General features: G+C 64.9%; 23 protein-coding genes. 8 read left to right on the forward strand and 15 right to left on the reverse strand.

What is annotated here, in order from left to right; translation table 11 throughout:
* Positions 1–4 precede the first annotated feature (4 nt).
* From dapB to NKJ37_RS16485, 7 genes are all read right to left on the reverse strand, one after another.
* Positions 5–826, reverse strand: coding sequence for a 4-hydroxy-tetrahydrodipicolinate reductase (gene dapB, locus NKJ37_RS16455; RefSeq protein ID WP_352774360.1), 822 nt, complete (start codon positions 824–826; stop codon positions 5–7).
* Positions 823–2,682: an ABC transporter ATP-binding protein gene (locus NKJ37_RS16460; RefSeq protein WP_352774362.1), complete on the reverse strand. Its 1,860-nt coding sequence runs from the start codon at positions 2,680–2,682 to the stop codon at positions 823–825. The genes dapB and NKJ37_RS16460 overlap by 4 nt, the downstream gene beginning before the upstream one ends.
* Positions 2,683–2,820: 138 nt before the next feature.
* A complete protein-coding gene (locus tag NKJ37_RS16465; protein WP_352730192.1) occupies positions 2,821–3,846 on the reverse strand; it encodes a glucokinase in 1,026 nt (341 codons plus the stop codon).
* 186 nt (positions 3,847–4,032) lie between these two features.
* A complete protein-coding gene (gene mepA, locus NKJ37_RS16470) occupies positions 4,033–5,121 on the reverse strand; it encodes a penicillin-insensitive murein endopeptidase (RefSeq protein WP_352613496.1) in 1,089 nt (362 codons plus the stop codon).
* Positions 5,122–5,186: 65 nt separating this feature from the next.
* On the reverse strand, positions 5,187–6,086 hold the full coding sequence (locus NKJ37_RS16475) for an SDR family oxidoreductase (protein WP_352774364.1): 900 nt from the start codon (positions 6,084–6,086) through the stop codon (positions 5,187–5,189).
* Positions 6,083–7,237 carry a tRNA epoxyqueuosine(34) reductase QueG gene (gene queG, locus NKJ37_RS16480; protein WP_352774366.1) on the reverse strand — a complete coding sequence of 385 codons (1,155 nt, stop codon included), beginning with the start codon at positions 7,235–7,237 and terminating at the stop codon, positions 6,083–6,085. Before queG ends, NKJ37_RS16475 begins: the two co-directional genes overlap by 4 nt.
* On the reverse strand, positions 7,218–7,910 hold the full coding sequence (locus tag NKJ37_RS16485) for a glutathione S-transferase family protein (RefSeq protein ID WP_013528622.1): 693 nt from the start codon (positions 7,908–7,910) through the stop codon (positions 7,218–7,220). The genes queG and NKJ37_RS16485 overlap by 20 nt, the downstream gene beginning before the upstream one ends.
* Before the next feature lie 160 nt (positions 7,911–8,070).
* Here NKJ37_RS16485 and NKJ37_RS16490 point away from each other — a divergent pair, with 160 nt between their 5' ends.
* The gene (locus NKJ37_RS16490) at positions 8,071–8,877 is read left to right on the forward strand and encodes an undecaprenyl-diphosphate phosphatase (protein WP_352613490.1); all 807 of its coding nucleotides are present in this window, start codon (positions 8,071–8,073) and stop codon (positions 8,875–8,877) included.
* A 276-nt stretch (positions 8,878–9,153) separates the two neighbouring features.
* Here the strand turns inward: NKJ37_RS16490 and NKJ37_RS16495 are convergent, their stop codons facing one another.
* Positions 9,154–9,531 carry a YraN family protein gene (locus NKJ37_RS16495; protein ID WP_128305282.1) on the reverse strand — a complete coding sequence of 126 codons (378 nt, stop codon included), beginning with the start codon at positions 9,529–9,531 and terminating at the stop codon, positions 9,154–9,156.
* Positions 9,524–10,453 carry a 16S rRNA (cytidine(1402)-2'-O)-methyltransferase gene (rsmI, locus tag NKJ37_RS16500; RefSeq protein WP_352774367.1) on the reverse strand — a complete coding sequence of 310 codons (930 nt, stop codon included), beginning with the start codon at positions 10,451–10,453 and terminating at the stop codon, positions 9,524–9,526. Before rsmI ends, NKJ37_RS16495 begins: the two co-directional genes overlap by 8 nt.
* 133 nt (positions 10,454–10,586) lie before the next feature.
* On the opposite strand from rsmI, the gene NKJ37_RS16505 reads away from it, so the two are divergent.
* The gene (locus NKJ37_RS16505; protein WP_352774368.1) at positions 10,587–10,775 is read left to right on the forward strand and encodes a hypothetical protein; all 189 of its coding nucleotides are present in this window, start codon (positions 10,587–10,589) and stop codon (positions 10,773–10,775) included.
* A gap of 73 nt (positions 10,776–10,848) precedes the next feature.
* Here the strand turns inward: NKJ37_RS16505 and NKJ37_RS16510 are convergent, their stop codons facing one another.
* The 5 genes from NKJ37_RS16510 to rph form a co-directional block, all read right to left on the reverse strand.
* On the reverse strand, positions 10,849–11,286 hold the full coding sequence (locus NKJ37_RS16510) for an EamA family transporter (RefSeq protein ID WP_127297006.1): 438 nt from the start codon (positions 11,284–11,286) through the stop codon (positions 10,849–10,851).
* A 243-nt stretch (positions 11,287–11,529) separates the two neighbouring features.
* Complete coding sequence (hemW, locus tag NKJ37_RS16515; protein WP_352774369.1) at positions 11,530–12,693, reverse strand: radical SAM family heme chaperone HemW; 1,164 nt, start codon at positions 12,691–12,693, stop codon at positions 11,530–11,532.
* Entirely contained in the window at positions 12,690–13,337 is a 648-nt protein-coding gene (gene rdgB, locus NKJ37_RS16520; protein ID WP_352774371.1) for an RdgB/HAM1 family non-canonical purine NTP pyrophosphatase, read from the reverse strand. Before rdgB ends, hemW begins: the two co-directional genes overlap by 4 nt.
* Positions 13,337–13,747: a VOC family protein gene (locus tag NKJ37_RS16525; protein ID WP_352774373.1), complete on the reverse strand. Its 411-nt coding sequence runs from the start codon at positions 13,745–13,747 to the stop codon at positions 13,337–13,339. The genes rdgB and NKJ37_RS16525 overlap by 1 nt, the downstream gene beginning before the upstream one ends.
* Positions 13,748–13,929: 182 nt before the next feature.
* The gene (gene rph, locus NKJ37_RS16530) at positions 13,930–14,646 is read right to left on the reverse strand and encodes a ribonuclease PH (protein ID WP_013528632.1); all 717 of its coding nucleotides are present in this window, start codon (positions 14,644–14,646) and stop codon (positions 13,930–13,932) included.
* Between the two features lie 197 nt (positions 14,647–14,843).
* Between rph and hrcA the strand changes: the two genes are divergently transcribed.
* The 6 genes from hrcA to NKJ37_RS16560 all read left to right on the forward strand — a co-directional run bounded on the left by hrcA (position 14,844) and on the right by NKJ37_RS16560 (position 20,261).
* Positions 14,844–15,926, forward strand: a complete 1,083-nt coding sequence (gene hrcA / locus NKJ37_RS16535; protein WP_027040272.1) for a heat-inducible transcriptional repressor HrcA — start codon at positions 14,844–14,846, stop codon at positions 15,924–15,926.
* A gap of 24 nt (positions 15,927–15,950) precedes the next feature.
* Entirely contained in the window at positions 15,951–16,148 is a 198-nt protein-coding gene (locus tag NKJ37_RS16540; protein WP_013528634.1) for a hypothetical protein, read from the forward strand.
* 97 nt (positions 16,149–16,245) lie between these two features.
* Entirely contained in the window at positions 16,246–17,598 is a 1,353-nt protein-coding gene (locus tag NKJ37_RS16545; RefSeq protein ID WP_352774374.1) for a PQQ-dependent sugar dehydrogenase, read from the forward strand.
* A gap of 111 nt (positions 17,599–17,709) precedes the next feature.
* Positions 17,710–18,327: a LysE family translocator gene (locus tag NKJ37_RS16550; RefSeq protein WP_352554338.1), complete on the forward strand. Its 618-nt coding sequence runs from the start codon at positions 17,710–17,712 to the stop codon at positions 18,325–18,327.
* A 196-nt stretch (positions 18,328–18,523) separates the two neighbouring features.
* Complete coding sequence (cysK, locus tag NKJ37_RS16555; RefSeq protein WP_352774376.1) at positions 18,524–19,504, forward strand: cysteine synthase A; 981 nt, start codon at positions 18,524–18,526, stop codon at positions 19,502–19,504.
* Positions 19,505–19,634: 130 nt separating this feature from the next.
* Entirely contained in the window at positions 19,635–20,261 is a 627-nt protein-coding gene (locus NKJ37_RS16560; protein ID WP_352774378.1) for a glutathione S-transferase family protein, read from the forward strand.
* Positions 20,262–20,264: 3 nt separating this feature from the next.
* Here the strand turns inward: NKJ37_RS16560 and NKJ37_RS16565 are convergent, their stop codons facing one another.
* A complete protein-coding gene (locus tag NKJ37_RS16565; protein ID WP_352774379.1) occupies positions 20,265–21,473 on the reverse strand; it encodes an RNA polymerase sigma factor in 1,209 nt (402 codons plus the stop codon).
* Positions 21,474–21,566: the final 93 nt, after the last annotated feature.

The raw sequence follows: 21,566 nt of genomic DNA on the forward strand, positions 1-21,566 counted from the left end.
CCACTCAGCTGAGGCCGAGCACGTCCCGCATCGAATACAGCCCCGGCTTCTTGCCGCGCGCCCAAAGCGCCGCCTTGACGGCGCCGCGCGCGAAGATGGCACGGTCCTCGGCATGGTGGGCAAGCGTGATGCGCTCGCCGGTGCCGGCCAGCAGCACGCTGTGATCGCCGACCACCGAGCCGCCGCGCAGCGTGGCAAAGCCGATCGAGCCCGTCTTGCGCACGCCGGTATGGCCGTCGCGAACGCGTACGTCATTGCCTGAAAGCTCGATACCACGCCCGGCGGCGGCGGCTTCACCCAGCAGCAGCGCTGTGCCCGACGGCGCGTCGACCTTGTGCTTGTGGTGCATTTCGAGGATTTCGATGTCGAAATCGTCGGCATCGAGCGCGCGTGCCGCCTGTTCGACCAGCACCGCCAGCAGATTGACGCCGAGGCTCATATTGCCCGACTTGACGATCGTCGCATGGCGCGCCGCCGCCGCGATTTTCGCATTGTCGTCGGCCGTGCACCCGGTCGTGCCGATGACGTGAACGATGCGCGCTTGCGCGGCGTAGCCAGCGAATTCGACTGATGAGGCCGGGGTGGTGAAATCGAGCACGCCGTCTGCCTTGGCGAAGACCGGCAGCGGGTCGTCGCCGATCGGCACATTGATGATGCCGATGCCCGCCAGTTCGCCTGCGTCCTTGCCCAGATAGGGCGAACCCGCCCGCTCGACCGCGCCGATGACCCGCGCGCCGGGGATGGTGTGGATGGCACGGATCAGCGTCTGACCCATGCGGCCGGCAGCGCCCACCACCACAAGGCCCATATCGCCTGCTTCGCTCATGTGCTCCTCACAGAAGTCTTCTTCGCACGCGTGGCCCGGACCGGAGTTTGGATCGGCTCGCGGTCCTCGACAAGCCCCAGCCCCTTCTTGCCCTGGATGCGGTGGAAGCGGGAATAGATGCTGTCCGGGTCGGCCATCAGCGTCGCATGAGTGCCTTCCTCGACCAACCGTCCCTCTTCCAGCACGATGATGTGGTCGGCATTGACCACCGTCGACAGCCGATGCGCTATGACGATGGTCGTGCGGCCTTGCATGACTTGGGTCAGCGCTTCCTGGACGCGCGCCTCCGCCTCGTTGTCGAGCGCCGATGTCGCCTCGTCGAGCAGCAGGATCGGTGCCTGGCGCACGATCGCGCGGGCGATCGAGACGCGCTGGCGCTGGCCGCCGGAAAGGGTCGAGCCGCCTTCGCCGACCGGCGTGTCGTAACCTTGCGGCTGCTGGCGGATGAACTCGTCGGCTGCCGCCTGTTTCGCCGCCTGCTCGATCTCGGCGTCCGTGGCCGACAGACGGCCGTAGCGGATGTTGTCGCGGATCGTGCCCTCGAACAGATATGGCGCCTGCGCCACATAGGCGATCGACTGCCGCAGCGAATGCTTGGTTACCTTCGAGATGTCCTGGCCATCGACCTCGATGCTGCCCCGGTCGACGTCGTAGAAGCGCTGCAAGAGCGCCACCAGCGTCGATTTGCCGGCGCCCGACGCACCGACGATCGCCGTCACCTTGCCGGCCGCGGCGGTAAAGCTCAGGTCCCTAAGCACCGGCATGTCGGCGCTGTAGCCGAACGTCACATTGTCGAAACGCACCTCGCCGGTGGTGATCCTCGCCTCGACGGCATCGGGTGCGTCGCCCTGTTTCGGCTCCAGGTCGAGCAACTCGTAGATCATGCGCGCGTTGACCAGGGCACGTTCCATGCCCACCTGTGTGCGCGCCAGGCGTCTTGCCGGATCGTAAGCCATGATCAGTGCGGTGATGAAGGAGAAAACCGCGCCCGGCGGCTGCCCAAGATACAGCGCCCGGTAGCCGGAATAGGCAAGCACGGAGGTGATGGCGAGGCCGCCCAGAATCTCGGAAATCGGCGACAGCCGCTCCGAGACGCGGGCGATCTTGTTGTTACGCTGCTCGGCCGTGTCCGCCATGATGTCGATGCGGCGCGCCAGCTCGGCCTCCAAGGTGAAGGCCTTGACGATGGCGATGCCTTGCGTGGCTTCCTGCACGGACCCGTTCAGCCGCGAATTGATCAGGACGGATTCCCGGTTGATACGCCGCAGTCGGCGGGTGATATAGACGACGGCCCAGATCAGTGGAGGGCCGATCAGCAGCGAGCTGAGCGACAACACCGGATCCTGATAGATCATCACGCCGACGAGAGCGACCAGCGTGACCGCGTCGCGGCTGATGGAGGTCAGTGTCAGCGACAGCAGATCGCGAACGCCGCCGACATTCTCGCTGACCTGTGCCGCCAGCCGACCGGAACGCGTATCGTTGAAGAAGTTGACGCCGAGCTTCATCAGATGGTCGAAGCTGCGCTTCTGGTAGCGCGCGACCAGATTGTTGCCGATACTGGCCAACGCGACTGCTTGGCCGTAACCGGCGAAGCCGCGCAGCAGGGAGGCTCCCATGAAACCGGCGCAGATCAACCAGAGCATATCGCCGCGTCGTTCGTAGAAGATCTGGTTGATCATCGGGGCCATGATCCACGCCGTGAAGGCAGTGGTGCCGGAAACGATCAGCAGGCAAGAGACGGCGACGACATAGGTCCAGCGATACTCGTTGCCGTTTTCAGCGAGGATGCGGCGGAGCACCGCTGTGACCTCGCCGGGCCGGGCTTTTTGTTTGTTTGGAGCTTGAAGTGTCAAATCGGGAGCGCTTTGTGGTTTTCCGCCTCGTGGGACCGGGGCTGCAAATTCGGCACCCCTCTTAACGCCCTGCGGCCTAATTGCCTATGCCCGCACCTGATTAACTTCGTCGCGGGGGCGCGAGCGCTTCGCTGGCTTTCAGGCCTGCCAGCGCCGGCCCTCGGTCTGGACGCCGAACAGCGAGGGGTTCCTGGCATAGGCGGCAAGGCCCAGAAGTGCGGCCAGCGGGTGGGTGATGACATAGACCGGCATGGTGCGCATCATCGCGCTGTGCGGCGCCTTGTCCTCGAAAGCGGCGCGGAAATTGCCGGCTTTCAGCGCCGGCACGATCTTCTGCGCGATGCCACCGGTGAGGAACACGCCGCCGCGGCTCATGAACACCAGAGCAAGGTCGCCGGCAGTGCGCCCAAGGCAGGTGACGAAGATCTCCAGCGCTTCCTCGGCAACCGGATCGGTTTTGGCAAGTGCCGCGGCAGTGATCTCGGCCGGCGTGGTGAAGGGCGACGGCTTGCCGTCCGCCTTGGCCACCGCCCTGTAGACATTGACCAGACCGCGTCCGCACAGGATCTGCTCGCCCGAAACGCGGCCTTCGAGCTTCTCGATATGCGGAAAAACCTCGAAATCGCGCGGTGTGCGCGGGCCGATGTCCATATGGCCGCCCTCGCCGGGGACCGGTATCCAGTGGTGCAGCGCATGGACCAGCCCGGCGACGCCGAGCCCGGTTCCCGGACCGAGCACGACGCGCCCGGCATTGGGCTCCGGCGTGCCGCCGCCGATCTTTTCCATGTGCTCCTCGCCGAGCGCGACGACGGCCAGCGCCTGCGCCTCGAAATCGTTGAGCACGACGATGTCGCTCAGGCCGAGGCTGGCGAACATTTTCCTCGGCTTGACGATCCAGGGGCAGTTGGTCAGCTCGATCTCGTCGCCGTCGACCGGGCCAGCCACCGCCAGCACCGCCGAATTGGGACGCACCGACGAGCGGTCGAGCACGGCCGCCTGGATCGCCTCGTCGATGGTGTTGTAGTTTGCCGTCTGGACGATGGTCGGCTCGCCAGCCTCGGAATTGGCGTCGAGCACGATCGAAAAGCGCGCATTGGTGCCGCCGATGTCGCCGATCAGGATCGGAAACCGCAGCAAAGTGTCGTCGTCGCCTGTGCGTGGCATGCTCTCGTCCGTCTCCGGCGCCCCCGACGGCATCTGGCCGTTCTTCCGTTGACTAGCGCATGGGTTTGAAAAGGGAAACGGTTTTCGACCCCGGCGGCGCGCTGAGGCCGGCTCTGCGGCCAAACCGCCACGGTTTCGCAAAAATGCGGCGCTGAACCGATTGAGTCTGCCTATAAGCCGTGATCGTCAGTTTCCAGGCGGCCGCGGTCTCGGCAGCGGCACGCCGATCTCGGGCGTCGCCGTGAAAGCGTTCATCGTGCTTGGCAAGCCGGCGGCGGCCGGGGTGGCGGGCAACGAGGGCGCTTCGGGTTCGGGCGCGGCAGCCGCGACCGGCACGCCGCCGCCATGGTAGGTCGCCGCCTCGGCCGACGACGGCCCCGGCGCGTCGAGCACGGCGCGGCATTCGCTCGGCAGGTTCTCCATCGTCATCAGGTCGCGGGCCTTGGGCGCATCGGGGTTCTTGTTGGGGCGCCAGGGCTCCTGCGTGAACCACCAGGCCAGCGGCTTGCCGCAACCGTCATCGTCCGGCGTCGCTTCCTGCGCCTTGCAGCCGGGCGATCCGGGCTGACAGCCGATGCGCATGTGGAAATGATAGTCGTGGCCCCAGAACGGCCTGACCTTACGCAGCCAGAAGCGGTCGCCCTTGACGGTATCGCAGAGCTTTTTCTTGATGCCCGGATTGACCAGGATGCGCTCGACCTGGCTGTAGCTCGCCGCGCGCTTCAAAAGCCTTGTGTGCGCTGGCGTCCACAGCGCGTCCTTCACCAGATGGGTCTTCTCATCGACCATCAAGGTGGCGCTCATCGATTCGCGCTGCGCCATCGACAGCGGGCGGCTGGGCATCGGCGTCAGCCAGATGTCGGCGTCGAGCCCGATCTGGTGCGAGGCATGTCCTGTCAGCATCGGGCCGCCGCGCGGCTGCGAAATGTCGCCGATCAGCAGGCCTGGCCAACCATCGGCCGCTGCGTCGCGCGACAATTTCTCGACTACCGCGATCATCGCCGGATGGCCCCAACGGCGGTTGCGCGACGGCCGCATCACCTGCCAGGTCGGACCGTCCAAGGGAATGGCGACGCCGCCGGCAAAACAGCCCTTGGAATAGAATCCGATCGACTGCGCCGCGGTGGCGGCCGGCAGTTTCTTGGCGCCGAACAGGTCTTTTGCCCGCTCCTCGGCGCTCGCCGGCTGAACGGCTAACCCAAGCACGGCAAGCAGGCCGACCGCAGCGGCCAACAGGGGCGTTTTGCCGAAAGATGGCCTCATCGCTGTCTTCATGAACCCGGTTCTCCACCGCAATCCCAAGGCCGAATCATAGCACCCCGCGCCCGCGGCTTCGATCGTCAGCGCTTCATCGGGCTGCGCGCTTCGCCGTCACGCCAATCGCCGCTTGCCCACATATGATCGAAGGCGGCGCGGTAGTCGCGAAAGCGCAGGGAATAGCCCGCCGCCTTGATCGCCGCGTTGGCGACACGCTTGTTCTCGCCATAGAAGGACCGCGCCATGGGCGAAAGTTGGGCGGCGTCGAAGGGAATTTCGGGAGGCGGTTCGACACCCATCAGGGAAGCGGCATAGGCGACGACATCCTGCGGCGGCGCCGGCAGATCGTCGGTGACGTTGAAGATGCCGCCTTTGTTGCCATCGATAAGCTGCCACAGCGCGCCTGCAATGTCCTCGCAATGGATGCGGTTGAACACCTGGTCCGGCTTGACCAGCCGCCTTGCGGTGCCGTTTTCCAGATTGACCAGCGCGTTGCGGCCGGGGCCGTAGATGCCGGACAGGCGCAGGATCGCTCCCGGTCGGCCGATCTCGCGGCCCAGCTCCAGCCAGTCCTGTTCGGCGGCAACCCGCATCACCGAGCGCTTCGACACCGGCCGGCATTCAGCCGTTTCATCAACCCAGGCGCCGTCATAATTGCCATAAACCCCGACCGTAGAGAGATAACCGATCCATTCCAGCAAAGGCATTTGAGCGATTGCCGCTCGCGCGGCCTTCAAAACGGGATCGCCGGCCTCTTCCGGGGCAATCGAAATCAGCAGATGCGTTGTTTTTCCCAATGCATCACCGATTTCGCCGGTCATCGCGCCGTCGAACAGGAGCGGCGCGATGCCGGCCTGCCGCAGCGTCTCGAATTTCTCCGGCGAGCGTGTCGTGCCGAAGATCGTCGCGGCGCCTTTGTTAGCCCGAGCAAAAGCCCTGCCGGAATAGCCGGCGCCGAAGATGAATATCTGCTTTTCGCTCATGCATTCGCCCTGATTGGCCGCGCCAGACGCCATTCGTCGCGCACGGCTTCGTCGCTCTCGGTTTTCAGGCCGATGGCTGCCCTTTCTGAATATTCGGCATCGGGCACCAGCCGCGCCAGCGCCCATATTGCCGCGCCCCGCACCAGCGGCGAGGCATCGTCCAGCAAGGCGCGCACGGTGTCGGCAAGAGAGGCATCGCCGGAAGTGCCGGCGGCGATCAGCACGTTGCGAATGAACCGGTCGCGGCCGATACGTTTTATCGGCGAACCGGAGAAGAATGCGCGGAAGGCCGCGTCATCGAGACCCAAAAGGTCGGCGAGCGGCGGCTGGCGCAAATCATCGCGCGCGACGAGTTTTGCTTCGGAAGCCGCCTTGGCGAATTTGTTCCACGGGCAGGCGGCAAGACAATCGTCGCAGCCATAGATGCGGTTGCCGATCTTTTCACGGAACTCATGCGGGATCGGCCCCTTGTTCTCGATGGTGAGATAGGAAATGCAGCGCCGCGCATCGAGCCGGTAGGGCGCCGGAAAAGCATCCGTCGGGCACGCGTCGAGGCAGGCGCGGCAGGAGCCGCAATGATCGATCTCGGCGCGGCCGGGCACGAGTTCGGCTGTGGTGAAGATAGTGCCGAGGAACAGCCAGGAGCCGTGCTCGCGGCTGACCAGATTGGTGTGCTTGCCTTGCCAGCCGAGCCCGGCGGCCTCGGCCAGCGGCTTTTCCATCACCGGCGCAGTGTCGACGAACACCTTCACATCACCGCCGGCGCGCGCCACGAGCTTGCCGGCGATCTCCTTCAGCCGCCCCTTCATCACATCGTGATAGTCGCGGTTTTGCGCATAGACCGAGATGGCGCCACGGTCGCGCTTGGCCAGCACGCCGCGCGGATCATGGTCGGGGCCGTAGTTCATCGCCAGCACGACGATCGACCGCACCTGCGGCCACAGTGCCGCCGGTTCGGCCCGGCGTTGCAGCGTCTCGGCGATCCAGTCCATCGAGCCGTGAAAGCCATCGGCGACGAATTCGGCCAGGCGCGCCGGCGCCAGCGGGATCGCATCGGGGGAGGTGACGGCGACGGCATCGAAGCCGGCGCGCTGCGCCTCCGCGTCGATCAGCGCGCGCAGTTTTGCGGCGTCAGAAGTCGAGGTCCGCATAGTGCGACACCGGTGACAGGCCACGCACCCGGTCGGTCAAAAGCGGCCGGAAAGAGGGCCGCGACTTGACCCGTGTGTACCATTCGCGTGCAGCGCTGTGCTCGCGCCAGTCGATCTCGCCGAGATAATCGAGCACCGACAGCGTCGCCGCGGCCGCGAGATCGGCATAGGTGACCCTCGAACCGGCCAGCCAATGGCGGGTGCCGGCCAGCCAGTTGGTGTATTTCATGTGCTGGCGGATGTTGGCGCGCGCGGCACGGATCGCGCCCGAATCGGGCGAGCCGCCGCCCGCCGTTTCCGGCATGACCGGCTTCAGCACGCGCTCGCGCACCAGATGGCGGGTGACTTCGCTTTCAGCCTTGTTGAGGTACCAGTCGATCAGCCGGCGGATTTCGGCGCGCTGCATCGGGTCTTCGGCGAACAGCCGCTTGTCGCGCTTCAGCACGCCGCGCGTTTCATCGAGATATTCCGATATGACCGTCGCGCCGACGATCGGCACGTCGCCTTCGGCCAGCAGGATCGGCAGCGTGCCGGCCGGGTTCAGCGCCAGGAACTCCTTGCGCCGGGTCCACGGCTTTTCCTCGATCAAAGCCAGCTCCTCGCCATACTCGCCGAATGCGAGGCGGACGAAGCGACAGGTGGCGAACATGGGATGGTGGAAAAGCGTCAGCATGGTTCCGCGATGATAAAGCGCACTGGCGAATCGCAGGGCGCACCGGTAAGTCTTGGCCGCCCGGTTAGCGGGCCGTCAGGGTGTTGCGACCTATAGGGGGACTTCAACGCCATGACAAGCAAGCCCTTCTGTCAGCCGTCACGCCAATGCCGAGGTAGCCATGGAAAGCCAGACCATCGTCGAAGCCCTGCTGCTCGGCCTGCTGGAGGGGCTGACCGAGTTCATCCCGGTGTCGTCGACCGGCCATATTCTGCTTGCCGGTCATTTCCTCGGCTTCCATTCGACCGGCAAGGCCTTCGAGATCCTGATCCAGCTCGGCGCCATCCTGGCGATCCTCAGCGTCTATTTCCGCCGGCTGTGGAAGATGCTGCTCGACCTGCCGCATGACCGGCTGACGCGGCATTTCGCCATCGGCATCCTGATCGCCTTCCTGCCGGCGGCGATCATCGGCGCGCTGGCGCATGATTTCATCAAGACGGTGCTGTTCGAATCGCCGAGGCTGATCTGCATCATGCTGATCATCGGCGGCGTCGTACTGCTGGCGGTGGACCGCATGAACCTCAAGCCGGTCTACCGCGATGTCGAGCGCTTCCCGACCCGGCTTTACCTGCAGATCGGGCTTTTCCAGTGCCTGTCGCTCATTCCCGGCACATCGCGTTCGGGCTCGACCATCGTCGGCGCCCTGCTTTTGGGCGTCGATAAGCGCGCGGCCGCGGAATTTTCCTTCTTCCTTGCGATCCCGACCATGGTCGGCGCCTTCGCCTTCGACCTGTTCAAGAACCGCAACGTGCTGAGCAGCGCCGACCTGCCGATCATCGCCGTCGGCTTCGTCGCCGCCTTCGTCACGGCGCTCATAGTCGTACGCTTCCTGCTCGATTACGTCTCGCGCAACGGCTACTCGCTGTTCGGCTGGTGGCGGCTGGTGGTGGGTATTGTCGGGCTGGCGGCGCTGATGGTTTGGGGGTGAGGAGTGATCCGCGAAGCGGACCCTACGCTTCGTCATCCACGGGCGGAGCAAGGAGCGTAGCGACGCAGCGCAGACCCGAGGATCCATGCCGTGACGTCGATCGGAGGGTTCGGCGATCGAGAATAGCCATCGCCAAGCTCGCCAAATCCGGCGAAAAGTCTCCCAATTCCTGCACCGTAGAGGCGGTTAGAGGTCGCGGCATGGATCCTCGGGTCTCCGCGACGGAGCTTCGCTCCTGCTCCGCCCGTGGATGACGAATGAAGGAGGGACGCTCCCTCAATTCCTTCCGTAAAACGCGTTCTCGACATGCACCGGCCAGCGCCAGGGCAGCACCGCGACCATGTCGAAGCGCATCGACAATCTGCCGTAGTCCGCTTGGCGTGACAGCCAGATGTCAGCCGCGCCTTCTATGCGACGCTCCGATTCGTGACCGATCGCCTCCATGGCTTCCATCAGCGTGCGGCGCGCCTTGACCTCGACGAACAGCACCAGATCGCCGCGCCGCGCGATCAGGTCGATCTCGCCGAAGCGTGTGCGGTGGCGGCGCGCAAGAATCCTGTAGCCCTTCATCATCAGGGCTGCCGCCGCCAGCCATTCGCCGCGATGACCGCGTCGATAGGCTTTCAGGCGGCTGGAGCTCGGGCGCTCAGCCACTGTCGCTTTCTCCAGAAATCTCCCTGAGTTCCAGCAGCCGCCGATAGAGCGCCTGTTTCTGGCCGCCGGTCATTTTCGCGGCTTCCGCAGCCGCCTTGGAAGCCGGCATCTCGGCGGCGAGCGACAGCAGCAGGCGGTCGATATCGGCGGGCTCGTCCGCCTTGGCCTCGGCCGGGCCGACGCAGACGACGATCTCGCCCTTCGGCGTATCGGCCGCAGCATAGTGGTCGGCCAGCGCCTGCAGCGTGCCGGTTCGCATCTCCTCGAAGGTCTTGGTCAATTCCCTGCCGATAGCCGCCTTTCGCTCGCCGCCCAGCGCTTCGACCATGGCACCGAGGGATTCGGCCAGCCGACGCGGCGATTCGAAGAAGATCAGCGTCGCCGGCACGGCTTTCAGTGCCTCCAGCCGCGTCAACCGCTGCCCGGTCTTCACCGGCAAAAATCCGGCGAACATGAAGGCATCGGAGGGCAGGCCGGATGCGGTCAACGCCGCGAGCGGCGCCGATGGGCCGGGGATCGGCACGACGCGAATGCCGTGGTCGAGCGCCTCGCCGACCAGCCGGTAGCCGGGATCGGACACCAGCGGCGTGCCGGCATCGGAGATCAACGCCACGCTCTGCCCGGCCTGAAGTGCCGATATCAGCTTCGGCCCGGCCTCGCCGGCATTGTGTTCATGATAGGCCGTGGTGCGGCGGCGAATGCCGTAGCGGTCGAGCAGCACGCGCGACACCCGCGTGTCTTCGCAAGCAACGATGTCGGCGGCGGCCAGCGTCTCCAGCGCGCGCAGCGTGATGTCGGCGAGATTGCCGATCGGCGTCGCCACCAGATAGAGCGCCGGCTCCAATGGCCGTGCCGCGATCTCGGTCTGCCCGACCACATAGCTGCGCTTGCTCGTCTCTGCGGTCACCGATGACTTCTCCATTCAGCCCTGTTTGGCACGGCTGACGCGGGCTTGCAAAGCTGACGCCGATGTAAGGAATTCGCCTTTCCTTTGCCACAGTGGGGAACCAAACCGGCGTTGGCAGATTAGCCCCCTGATTCCGGAGGAGGACAGGATGGACAGCCTGAAGATACAGGACGCTTTCGAGCCCTACTATGCCGGCCGCAACCGCGTTGCCGCCACGGCCAGGCGCCCGCCCGCCAAGACCGAGAACAGCCTGACCAAAGAGCGGACCGCGAGCACCTCGCCGACGAACGGCAGGCTTTCCGACAGCAACAAACCAGACAGCACGACGGAGCACTGACCGGACGATGCCCAATCGCTTCGATATCTTCATCACCCGTCTTGAAACAAAGAATGCCCGCAACGGCGCGCAACTAGCCTCGATAGGCGACCAGCACCGCGCCCGCCGCGATAAGGGCGACGCCAAGCCAGTTCGCTCCGGACAACCGCTCGCCGAGAAAGGCCGCGCCAAACACCGCCACAAGCACGACGCTTAGCTTGTCGATCGGCGCCACCTGCGCCGCGTTGCCGATCTTGAGCGCCCGAAAATAGCAGAGCCATGACGCGCCGGTCGCCAGACCGGACAGGCCGAGGAAAGCCCAAGTCTTTCCCGAGATCGTGGCCGGCGACTGGAACTGGCCGCTGGCAAGCAGGATCGCACCGAGCACGATCAGGATGATGACCGTGCGGATGAAGGTGGCGAAATCGGAATTGATGTTCTCGATGCCGACTTTGGCGAAGATCGCCGTCAGGGCCGCGAACGCAGCCGAGAGCAATGCCCAGAATTGCCAGGAGGATACGGTGAGGTTCATCAAGGTGGCCTTCGCTGATGACGTCTCAACCGAGATACCGTGAAACGCGTGTTTCCAGAAGTGCAATCCTCGGGTTCGGAGATTTTTGGGGGTGCATCTGTGAGATGTCCCGGCAGGACAGAGGGGGGTGTGAAGGATCGCTACAGAACAAGCTTCTGCTCTGTGCCGTTGCAGTCCTCTTCCTCGTCGCGGCATGGATCCCAAGGTCTGCGCTCTGCTGCTATGACGAAGGCGTGGTGAAGCTTACCGCGCCAGATCGGCGACCACGGCGTCGAGCACGATCATGCCGGCGGCCGTGGCGCGCAGGCGCGAATTGCCGATCGGCGCTACCAGCCCCTCTCCCTGCAGCATCGACAGCCGCGCGCTCGACAGGCCGCGCCCGGAGAACGCCTCATAGCGGGAAAGGTCGATGCCTTCGGCGAGCCGCAGGCCCATCAGCAGGAACTCGTCGGCTTCCTCCGAGCGCGTCAGGATCTCGCCGCCGGTGACGCCATGGCCCTTGGCCTCGACCAGATTGGCCCAGGTTTCCGGCATCCGCTCGGCGATCGTCACCGTGCGGCGCCCATTCTCGACGAAGCGGCCATGCGCGCCGGGCCCGACGCCGACATATTCGCCATAGCGCCAATAGGTGAGGTTGTGCCGGCTCTCGGCGCCTGGTCTTGCGTGGTTGGAAATCTCGTAAGCCGGCAAACCATGCGCCGATGTAATCTCCTGCGTCAGCGCATAGAGGTCGGCGGCGTGGTCATTGTCGGGAATGATGAATTTCTTTGCCGCGTGCAGGGCGTGGAAGGGCGTGCCTTCCTCAATGGTCAGCTGGTAAAGCGACAGATGGTCGGCGGCATGGCCGATCGCCTGTCCCAGCTCCGATGCCCAAGCCTCCGGCGTCTGGCCGGGGCGGGCATAGATGAGGTCGAAGGACAGCCTTGGGAATATTTCCCGCGCGAGGCCGATGGCGTGCAGCGCTTCCTCGACATTGTGCAGCCGCCCGAGGAAGCGCAAATCCTTGTCATCCAGCGCCTGCACGCCGAGCGACACGCGGTTGACGCCGGCTGCCCGGTAGCCGCGAAAGCGTTCGGCCTCGACCGAGGACGGATTGGCCTCCAGCGTCACCTCGATGCCGTCAGGCACAGTCCAGTTCTTCGCCACGGCGTCCAGAACCCTGGCCACCGTTTCCGGCTTCATCAGCGACGGCGTGCCGCCGCCGAGAAAAATGCTGGTCACCTCGCGCGGCCCGGTGCGTTCGCGCATCGTCGCCAGCTCGGCCTCGAAGGCGCTGGCAAAACGATCCTGGTCGACGGGCTGGTGGCGGACATGGCTGTTGAAGTCGCAATAGGGGCACTTGGCCGCGCAGAACGGCCAGTGGACATAGACGCCGAAGCCGGGCGCCCGGTCGAGCAGCATGCTCATGTCGAGCCCAATCTCGCTTTGGCGAATTTCTGGAAGGCGCGAGCGCGATGCGACAGCGCCGTCGGCTGGCCGGGCTTCCAGCCGTGCTTTTCCTCGGCCGTCATCTCACCAAAAGTCTTGTCGAAGCCGTCGGGGAGGAAGACCGGGTCGTAGCCGAAGCCGAGTTCGCCGCGCGGCGGCCAGACCAGCGTGCCTTCGGCCTCGCCGCGATAATATTCCGCCTCGCCGTCGGGAAACGCCAGGCAGATGACGGCGACGAAGCGTCCCTTGCGCTGTTGCGGCAAGGCCGCGCCGACTTCCTGCAACGCCACTTCGGTGCGCTGCATGGCCATGCCGAAATCGCGCGATCCATCCGGGGTTTCGGCCCAGTTGGCGGTGTAGACGCCGGGCGCGCCGTCGAGCGCGTCGACGCACAGGCCGGAATCGTCCGACAGCGCCGGCAGGCCGGTCGCCTTGGCGGCGGCGAGCGCCTTGATGTAGGCGTTCTCCTCGAAGGTGGTGCCGGTCTCGTCAGGCTCCGGCAGGCCATACTCCTTGGCCGACTTGGCTTCGAAGCCGAACGGCCCCATCAGGTCGGCGAATTCGCGCAGCTTGCCGTCATTATGGCTGGCGACGACGATCTTCTTTCCGTCGAGAGAATGCATCAAAGGCCCCAGATTCGTGGCTCGGCGAATTCGATCGAATTGCCCGAGGGGTCGCGTATATAGATCGAACGGCCGCCCTGCGGCCATTCAAATTCGCTTTCGATAGCGATGTTCTTCGCCTCGAGATGCTCTTTCCAGCGCACGATTTCGTCGGCGGTCGTCGCAAAGCAGAGATGGCCTTCGCCGACCGTGCCGTGCGGCGGCACCGGCAGCCTGGCGTCGGACGCCGGCGGGATTTTGGTCGCCTCGGCGTTGAAGACGAGCAGCACGCCGGGGCCGCAGCGGAAGAAGAGATGCCGGCCGGCCACCTTGCCGAGGAGGGGGAGGCCGAGGATGTCGGTGTAGAAGGTTTCCGCTGCGGTCAGGTCGCTGACGTAGAGAGCTGATTCAAGGATGGCAGAGGGCATCACGAGGCACCCCCCTCTGCCCTGCCGGGCATCTCCCCCGCAAGGGGGGAGATTGGCAGCCTCCGCATCGCCGCGCCCTTTGCAACGTTAGAGATTAGCGAAGCCCGAAACGACATCCGATCTCCCCCCTTGCGGGGGAGATGCCCGGCAGGGCAGAGGGGGGTGTTCAAGCTCGGCATTTAATCCTAAGCCACTGCCATCTGCTGCAAACTCACCAACCGCTGAATGCCTTTCTTGGCCAGGCCCATCAAGTCCGCGAACTGCTCCTCGGAGAAAGGCTCGCCCTCGGCGGTGCCCTGGATCTCGACGATGCCACCCTTGCCGGTCATGACGAAATTGGCGTCGGTGCCGGCCGCGGAATCCTCAATGTAATCGAGGTCGATGACCGGCTGGCCGTCATGGATGCCGCAGGAGATCGCAGCGACATGGTCCTTCAGCACCTTGGCGACGCTGGCCATCTGGCGCGCTTCCATCCAGCGCAGGCAATCATACAGCGCCACCCAACCGCCGGTGATCGAGGCGGTGCGGGTGCCGCCATCGGCCTGGATGACGTCGCAGTCGACGGTGATCTGCTGTTCGCCCAGCGCCTGCAGATCGACCACGGCGCGCAAGGAGCGGCCGATCAGCCGCTGGATTTCCAGCGTGCGGCCGCCCTGCTTGCCGGCCGAAGCCTCACGGCGCATGCGTTCGCCGGTCGAGCGCGGCAGCATGCCGTATTCCGCCGTCACCCAGCCTTTGCCCGAATTGCGCATCCAGCCCGGGACTTTTTCCTCAAGGCTGGCCGTGCACAGCACATGCGTGTCGCCGAACTTCACCAGGCACGAGCCTTCGGCATGCTTGGAGACGCCGCGCTCGAAGGAGATGGCACGCATTTCGTCGAATTGGCGTTTGGAAGGGCGCATTCAGGCTGCTTTCTTGTCATTTTCGGAATCTTGGCCGGCTTGTAACCGCATGGGACGCGTGGCGCAAAGGAAAATGGCCTGACGATCTGACACAGACACCGGGTGATCTCACACAGACACCGGGTGATCTCACAAAGACACCGGGTTGCGCGGGTGCAGTGTAAGTCTATATCCTTGGGCCGGAGGTTTTTGGCCGTATGACCAAGGCAGTCGATCCCGCTTCGCAGTCGCCCGCGCTTCAGTCGCTCGATATGCGTTCCCGCGACATCTTCCGGCGCATTGTCGATTCCTACCTCAGGGACGGTGAACCGGTGGGCTCGCGCAGCCTGTCGCGTATCCTGCCGTCCTCGCTGTCGCCGGCGACCATCCGCAACGTCATGAGCGATCTCGAGCATCTCGGCCTTATCTACGCGCCGCACATTTCGGCCGGCCGGCTGCCGACGCAGGCCGGCCTGCGTTTCTTCGTCGATGCCTTCATGGAGCTTGGCGACCTTTCCGACGAGGAGCGCCGCGCCATCGAGGCACAGGTTCGGGCGTCCGGCTCGGGCGCGACGCTGGAACACATGCTGACCGAGGCCAGCCAGATGCTGTCAGGCATGTCGCGCGGCGCCGGCCTGGTGCTGGCCGCCAAGAACGAGGTGGCGCTGAAGCACATCGAATTCATCCAGCTCGAACCGACCAAGGCGCTGGCAGTGCTGGTGTCGCAGAATGGCGACGTCGAGAACCGCGTCGTCGAGTTGCCCGCCGGCATCACCGTCTCGCAATTGCACGAAGCCTCGAATTTCCTCAACGCCCATATTCGCGGCCGCACGCTGGCCGAGGCGCGGATCGAGATCGCCCGCATCAAGGAAGAAACCAGGGCCGCGCTCGACACGCTGTCGCAGGACCTGGTGGAGAAGGGGCTGGCGGTGTGGGCAGGTGCAGACAGCGGCCTGCCGGCGCGGCTGATCGTGCGTGGCCGCGCCAACCTGCTCGAAAACGTCACCGCCCAGGCCGATATCGAGCTGTTGCGCCATTTGTTCGAGGACATGGAGACACAGGACGGGCTGATCCAGCTGCTCGACCTCGCCGAGGAAGGATCGGGCGTGCGCATCTTTATCGGCTCGGAAAACAAGCTGTTCTCGCTGTCCGGTTCTTCGCTGGTGGTCGCGCCCTATCGCGACAAGGATGCCCGCGTCGTCGGCGCGCTAGGCGTCATCGGCCCGACCCGGCTGAATTACGCGCGTATCGTCCCGATGGTGGATTACACCGCGCAGCTGATATCGCGCATGCTCCGTTGAGCTGATCTAACCGAGGAGACGACGATGGCGCTCGAAGAGTTCAAGGCCCGGATCAGCCTGTTGCTGGAAGAGATGGTCAACCAGCCGGAAGACCAGCATGAAATCCAGGAGCAGCTGCGCGAAAAGCTGCGGGAAATGCGCGCCATGGGCCTGCCGTTGCCGGCCGATCTCGTCGAATTGGAAAAACGTCTCGACGACGATTTCTACGCTGCCGGAACCTGAACCCGGAAATCGGAAGCTCCCTTTACCTCATCGTGTGCCGTGGAACGATCGACGAAACCGCTCGTTCCTGTTTCACGTCCAAACATTGGAGGACCGCATGATGCGTTTTGCCGGCCCCGCACTTTTCGCCGCACTGTTTCTCTCGACCGCTTCGTTCGCGCAGCAGGCGGACGAGCCGGTGCTGAAAGGTGCGGCCGCCTTCGGCGACTGGCGAGCGGACAAGCCGGGCACACGTCGGCTGATCAGACCGGATGATCTGCCTAAGCCCGATGCCAACAGATCGACCTCGAACAGCGCCGGCGTTGCGGACATGCCGGCAGACGCGAAGCTGCAACTGCCGCCGGGATTCTCGGCCGAGCTGGTTGCATCGGGCATCGACAATCCACGCGTCGTGCGCGTCGCGCCGAACGGCGACCTGTTCGTCGCCGACAGCAAAGCCAATCAGGTCCGCATCTATCGCCTGGCGGAAGGCAGTGCGAGCCCTGTGCAGGGCGGCATCTTTGCCGGCAATCTCAAACGGCCCTATGGCATTGCCTTCTATCCGCCGGGCGCTGACCCGCAATGGATCTATGTCGCCAACAGCGACAGCATCGTGCGCTTTGCCTACCGCAATGGCGACTTGAAGGCCTCCGGCGATCCGGAAACCATGGTCGGCAACATCCCCGCCAATCATCACTGGACCCGCGACATCGCCTTTTCGCCGGATGGCAAGACGCTTTATCTGTCGGTCGGCTCGGGATCGAATGTCGCCGAGCGCATGGGCAACGAACCGAAGGGCGGCCTCGACGCCTGGGCGAAGTCGCAGCCGCTCGGCGCCACATGGGGATCCGAGGACGGCCGCGCCGGCGTCCTGGCCTTCAATCCCAATGGCAAGAATGGCCGCATCCTTGCCACCGGCCTGCGCAACTGCTCGGGCATGACCGTGCAGCCGGCGACCGGCGCGCTGTGGTGCGTCGTCAACGAACGGGATGCGCTTGGCGACAATGTGCCGCCCGAATACGCGACCGTGATCAAGGACGGCGCCTTCTATGGCTGGCCGTGGTATTATATCGGCGACAATGAGGATCCTCGCCACAAGGGTGAGCGCCCCGATCTTGCCGGCAAAACGACCGTTCCCGATGTGCTGATGCAGGCGCATTCGGCGCCGCTCAACATTGCCTTCTACGAGGGGAAGAGCTTTCCGGCTGAATACAAGGGCGATGCTTTCGTCGCTCTGCACGGTTCATGGAACCGCGGCAACCGGACCGGCTACAAGGTGGTGCGGTTGCTGTTCAAGGACGGCAAGCCAACCGGCGAATATGAGGATTTCATCACCGGTTTCGTCGTCTCAAACGGCGAGGTGTGGGGGCGGCCGGTCGGCGTGGCGGTGGCCCTGGATGGTGCGCTGATCGTCACCGAGGACGGCAACGGCACCATCTGGCGTGTCACCCATGGCGACGGTCGTTCCTGAGCGCAACTCGCACAGGCGTGGTGCAATCGAATCCGAGTTCCAGGGAATTCACGCCCGCCGGGCTTTGTGCGATAGGATGCCGTGATAGCAGCGTCGCGCAAGGCCGCAACCATGACCCTCACCGGATTCCTCGCCTACAGCGCCGCTCTCGGCATCGCCGCCGCGATTCCTGGTCCCGGCATCACCGCGCTGGTCGCCCGTGCGCTCGGCTCCGGCTTCCGCTCGTCGCTGGCGATGTCTTTTGGCCTGATGGTTGGCGACATCACCTATCTGACCGCTGTGGTGCTCGGCCTCGCCATCGTTGCACAGAGTTTCGGCATGGTTTTCCTGGCCATCAAATGGCTCGGCGTCGCCTATCTCGCCTTCCTCGGCTGGCGCTTCTGGAACAGCGGCATCACGCCCGAGACCGTCGAGGCCAGAAAAGGCAAGGGCGGCTTGCTGTCGAGCTTTGCCGCCGGCCTGACTGTCACGCTCGGCAATCCGAAGACGATGATCTTCTATCTCGCCATCACGCCGACCATCGTCGACCTGAAAACCATTACGCTGGCCGACTACGGCATTCTCGTCGCGCTGACGGTCGTCGTGCTTCTGGTGGTGCTGGTGCCGTATCTGGCGCTGGCCGCCAAGGCGCGCTGGTTCCTGAAGTCGCCGCGCGCGCTCAAGGCGCTGAACCGTACGGCTGCCGGCTTCATGGTCGGTGCCGCTGCAGCGATTGCCGCCCGCCAATAGCGGGCTTTCGGCCAAAGCATTTCGCAAACAGGCCTTTGCGGGAAATGCTTTTCCGAGACGGCACTGTTTTAGACACAGGTCCCACTCGGATATTTTCAATCGACAGTCTATCTTGCGCGGTCGAAGGTCCTATGTTGCCCGCAAATCCACTTGCCTGAAATAAATCCACTTGCCTGAAATTCTGGGAGCGAAACCAATGAACAAGCCCGTTACATCAGCCCGCGTGCCCGGCCGCGGCCGCGTCTACGATTCCATCACCGACACGATCGGCGACACGCCGCTGGTGCGGCTCGACAAATTCGCTCGGGAAAAGGGCATCGTCGCCAATCTCATCGCCAAGCTCGAATTCTTCAATCCGATCGCCTCGGTCAAGGACCGCATCGGCGTGGCGATGATCGAGGCGCTGGAGGCGTCGGGCAAGATCTCTCCCGGCAAGACCACGCTGATCGAACCGACGTCTGGCAACACCGGCATCGCGCTTGCCTTCGCCGCTGCCGCCAAGGGCTACAAATTGATCCTGACGATGCCCGAAACGATGTCGATCGAGCGCCGGAAAATGCTGGCGCTGCTCGGCGCGGAGCTGGTGCTGACAGAAGGCCCGAAAGGTATGAAGGGCGCCATCGCCAAGGCCGACGAACTGGCAGCGACGATCCCCAACGCGATCATCCCGCAGCAGTTCGAGAATCCGGCCAATCCGGAAATCCACCGCACGACGACAGCCGAGGAAATCTGGAACGATACGCACGGCGAAGTCGATATCTTCGTCGCCGGCATCGGCACCGGCGGCACCATCACCGGCGTCGGCCAGGTGCTGAAGAAGCGCAAGCCCTCCGTGTATGTCGTCGCCGTCGAGCCGGACTCCTCGCCGGTTCTGTCGGGCGGCCAGCCCGGCCCGCACAAGATCCAGGGCATCGGCGCCGGCTTTGCGCCCAAAATCCTCGACACGACGATCTATGACGAGATCGTCAAAGTGTCGAACGAGGATTCCGTGGCCAATGCCCGCCTCGTCGCCCGCCTCGAAGGCGTGCCGGTCGGCATCTCGTCGGGCGCCGCCTTGCAGGCAGCCATCGTCGTCGGCTCGCGGCCGGAGAACAAGGGCAAGAACCTTGTGGTGATCATCCCGTCCTTCGCCGAGCGCTATCTGTCGACGATCCTGTTCGAAGGGTTGGGATCGTAGTCCGACGCTTCTCCGTGACTGAGCTGGCCCGCTGAAAAAATCCCCGTGGCGTCAGCCACCGGCTTGAGCAGCGCCCTGCTTCCGGTGCATACCGCCCACGGCCCGTCTGCGCGGGCCGGGGGAGGATTTCATGTACAAGCTCTACACCCGTCCTGGCAGCGGCGGCTTCGTCGTCGAGGCGGCGCTGGTGCTGGCGAATGCACCGTTCGAGCAGATCGACGTGCCGAAGACCGACCGGCCCGATCCCGCCTTCCTCGACATCAGTCCGTTGAACCAGGTGCCGGTGCTGACCTTGCCAAACGGAAGCTCGATGACCGAATCGGCGGCGATCTGCATCCTGCTTGCCGAGCGTCATCCCAATGCCAATTTGGCGCCGGCAGTAGACTCGCCTGCCCGCGCCGATTTCCTGCGCTGGATGGCATTCATGTCGTCGGTGCTCTATCCGGCGGTGCTGCGTTTCTACTACGCATACCGCTACACGGCCGATCCCGAAGGCACCAAGGCGGTCAAGCTGGCGGCCGTGGCCGAGATGGACCGCGGCTTTGCCGTTCTCGATGCCGCGCTCGAGGGCCGTGACTGGCTGGTCGGTGACGGGATGTCGCTGGCCGACATCTGTCTGGTCATGCTGGTCGCCTGGCATCCCGACATCGACAGCGCGCGGACGGCATGGCCGAACATTGAACGCCTGTGGGCGCGGCTGCGCGACCATCCGCTGATGAAGACGCTCAACACCTCGCACGAGATGTGGCCGGGCTGAAGCTCAATTTCTGAGCACCGCTCTTTTACCTTGCAGGAACCGGCGCACCGCCGGGTCGCGCTCAAGGCCGATCGCCCGGTCATAGGCTTCGCAGGCTTGCGGTACCTGACCAAGCCTGGCCAGGAGACCGGCGCGTGCGGCCCAATAGGGCTGATACTCGTCAAGCCGCTTGTCGTCGCCCAGCACGTAAAGGGCCGCCAGGCCGGCCACGGCGCCCTCGGCCTCGGCGATCGCCACCGCGCGGTTTATCGCCACCACCGGCGATCCTGCGATCGAAAGCAGCGCGTCGTAGAGTTCCTGGATCGCCACCCAATCGGTGCGGCCGGTGAGCCTTCGTGCCGCATGCGCGGACTGCACGGCCGCCTCAAGCTGGTAACGGCCGATGACGCCCTTGGACGCGGCGTGGGAAAGCAGCGCCTCCGCCTCATCGATGAGGGCGCGGTCCCATAGAAGGCAATCCTGTTCCGCCAGCGGCACGAAGTCGCCGGCGGCACTGCGCCGTGCCGCGCGGCGGGACTCAGCAAACAGCATCAGCGACAAGAGGCCCAGTGCCTCCGGCTCCTCCGGCAACAGCGAAGCCACCAGCCGGCCGAGCCAGATGCCTTCGGTCGCCAGGTTGCGGCGCCGCGTTTCGGTGCCGGCCGGATCGGACCAGCCTTCGGCGAAGGCGGCATAGATCGCCTCCAGCACCGCGTCCAGCCTTTCGCCGAGTTCGACCCGCTCCGGCACGCGGAACGGAATGCCGGTTTCACGGATGCGGGACTTGGCGCGCACCAGGCGCTGGCCCATGGTTGCGGGCGAGACCAGGAAGGCGGAGGCGATCGTCGCGGCGTCGAACCCTAGTACGGTCTGCAGGATGAGCGGCGAACGTACGCTCGATTCGATCGCCGGATGGGCGCAAGCGAACATCAGCCGCAGCCGATCGTCGGGCAGATCTTCCTCGGTCATGCGTGCCTCCGCCTCCTGCGCAATCAGCTTGAGATGCTCGCGGCCGGCCTCGCTGGTGAGCCGCCGCCGCACCGCATCGACGCGGCGCCGCCGCGCCACCGCCAGCAGCCAGGCTTCCGGCTTTTCCGGCACGCCGGTTCGCGGCCAGCGCTCGAGGGCGGCGGCAAAGGCATCGGCCAGCGCGTCCTCGGCGGCGGCCACGTCGCGCGTGCGGGCCGCGAGCCAGGCGACCAGCTTGACGTAGCTCTGCCGCGCGGCCCCCACGGCGGCCGCCCCGGCGGTGTACGGGGGCGAGTCCCAAACCCTCCTTTATTTGGGGAGTAGTGGGGGCATTGCGCACAAGGGCGCCATTAGCCC

It is taken from the genome of Mesorhizobium sp. M0140 (assembly GCF_040322475.1).
Classification (GTDB): Bacteria; Pseudomonadota; Alphaproteobacteria; order Rhizobiales; family Rhizobiaceae; genus Mesorhizobium.

Coding starts and splice junctions, on each gene's coding strand:
- cysK (WP_352774376.1), top strand. CDS start 18,524: ATGAACAAGCCCGTTACATCAGCCCGCGTGCCCGGCCGCGGCCGCGTC.
- NKJ37_RS16485 (WP_013528622.1), bottom strand. CDS start 7,910: ATGCTGACGCTTTTCCACCATCCCATGTTCGCCACCTGTCGCTTCGTC.
- NKJ37_RS16490 (WP_352613490.1), top strand. CDS start 8,071: ATGGAAAGCCAGACCATCGTCGAAGCCCTGCTGCTCGGCCTGCTGGAG.
- NKJ37_RS16510 (WP_127297006.1), bottom strand. CDS start 11,286: ATGAACCTCACCGTATCCTCCTGGCAATTCTGGGCATTGCTCTCGGCT.
- NKJ37_RS16475 (WP_352774364.1), bottom strand. CDS start 6,086: ATGAGCGAAAAGCAGATATTCATCTTCGGCGCCGGCTATTCCGGCAGG.
- rdgB (WP_352774371.1), bottom strand. CDS start 13,337: ATGCATTCTCTCGACGGAAAGAAGATCGTCGTCGCCAGCCATAATGAC.
- rph (WP_013528632.1), bottom strand. CDS start 14,646: ATGCGCCCTTCCAAACGCCAATTCGACGAAATGCGTGCCATCTCCTTC.
- NKJ37_RS16540 (WP_013528634.1), top strand. CDS start 15,951: ATGGCGCTCGAAGAGTTCAAGGCCCGGATCAGCCTGTTGCTGGAAGAG.
- NKJ37_RS16560 (WP_352774378.1), top strand. CDS start 19,635: ATGTACAAGCTCTACACCCGTCCTGGCAGCGGCGGCTTCGTCGTCGAG.
- dapB (WP_352774360.1), bottom strand. CDS start 826: ATGAGCGAAGCAGGCGATATGGGCCTTGTGGTGGTGGGCGCTGCCGGC.
- queG (WP_352774366.1), bottom strand. CDS start 7,237: ATGCGGACCTCGACTTCTGACGCCGCAAAACTGCGCGCGCTGATCGAC.
- rsmI (WP_352774367.1), bottom strand. CDS start 10,453: ATGGAGAAGTCATCGGTGACCGCAGAGACGAGCAAGCGCAGCTATGTG.
- hrcA (WP_027040272.1), top strand. CDS start 14,844: ATGACCAAGGCAGTCGATCCCGCTTCGCAGTCGCCCGCGCTTCAGTCG.
- mepA (WP_352613496.1), bottom strand. CDS start 5,121: ATGAAGACAGCGATGAGGCCATCTTTCGGCAAAACGCCCCTGTTGGCC.
- NKJ37_RS16545 (WP_352774374.1), top strand. CDS start 16,246: ATGATGCGTTTTGCCGGCCCCGCACTTTTCGCCGCACTGTTTCTCTCG.
- NKJ37_RS16550 (WP_352554338.1), top strand. CDS start 17,710: ATGACCCTCACCGGATTCCTCGCCTACAGCGCCGCTCTCGGCATCGCC.
- NKJ37_RS16505 (WP_352774368.1), top strand. CDS start 10,587: ATGGACAGCCTGAAGATACAGGACGCTTTCGAGCCCTACTATGCCGGC.
- hemW (WP_352774369.1), bottom strand. CDS start 12,693: ATGAGCATGCTGCTCGACCGGGCGCCCGGCTTCGGCGTCTATGTCCAC.
- NKJ37_RS16465 (WP_352730192.1), bottom strand. CDS start 3,846: ATGCCACGCACAGGCGACGACGACACTTTGCTGCGGTTTCCGATCCTG.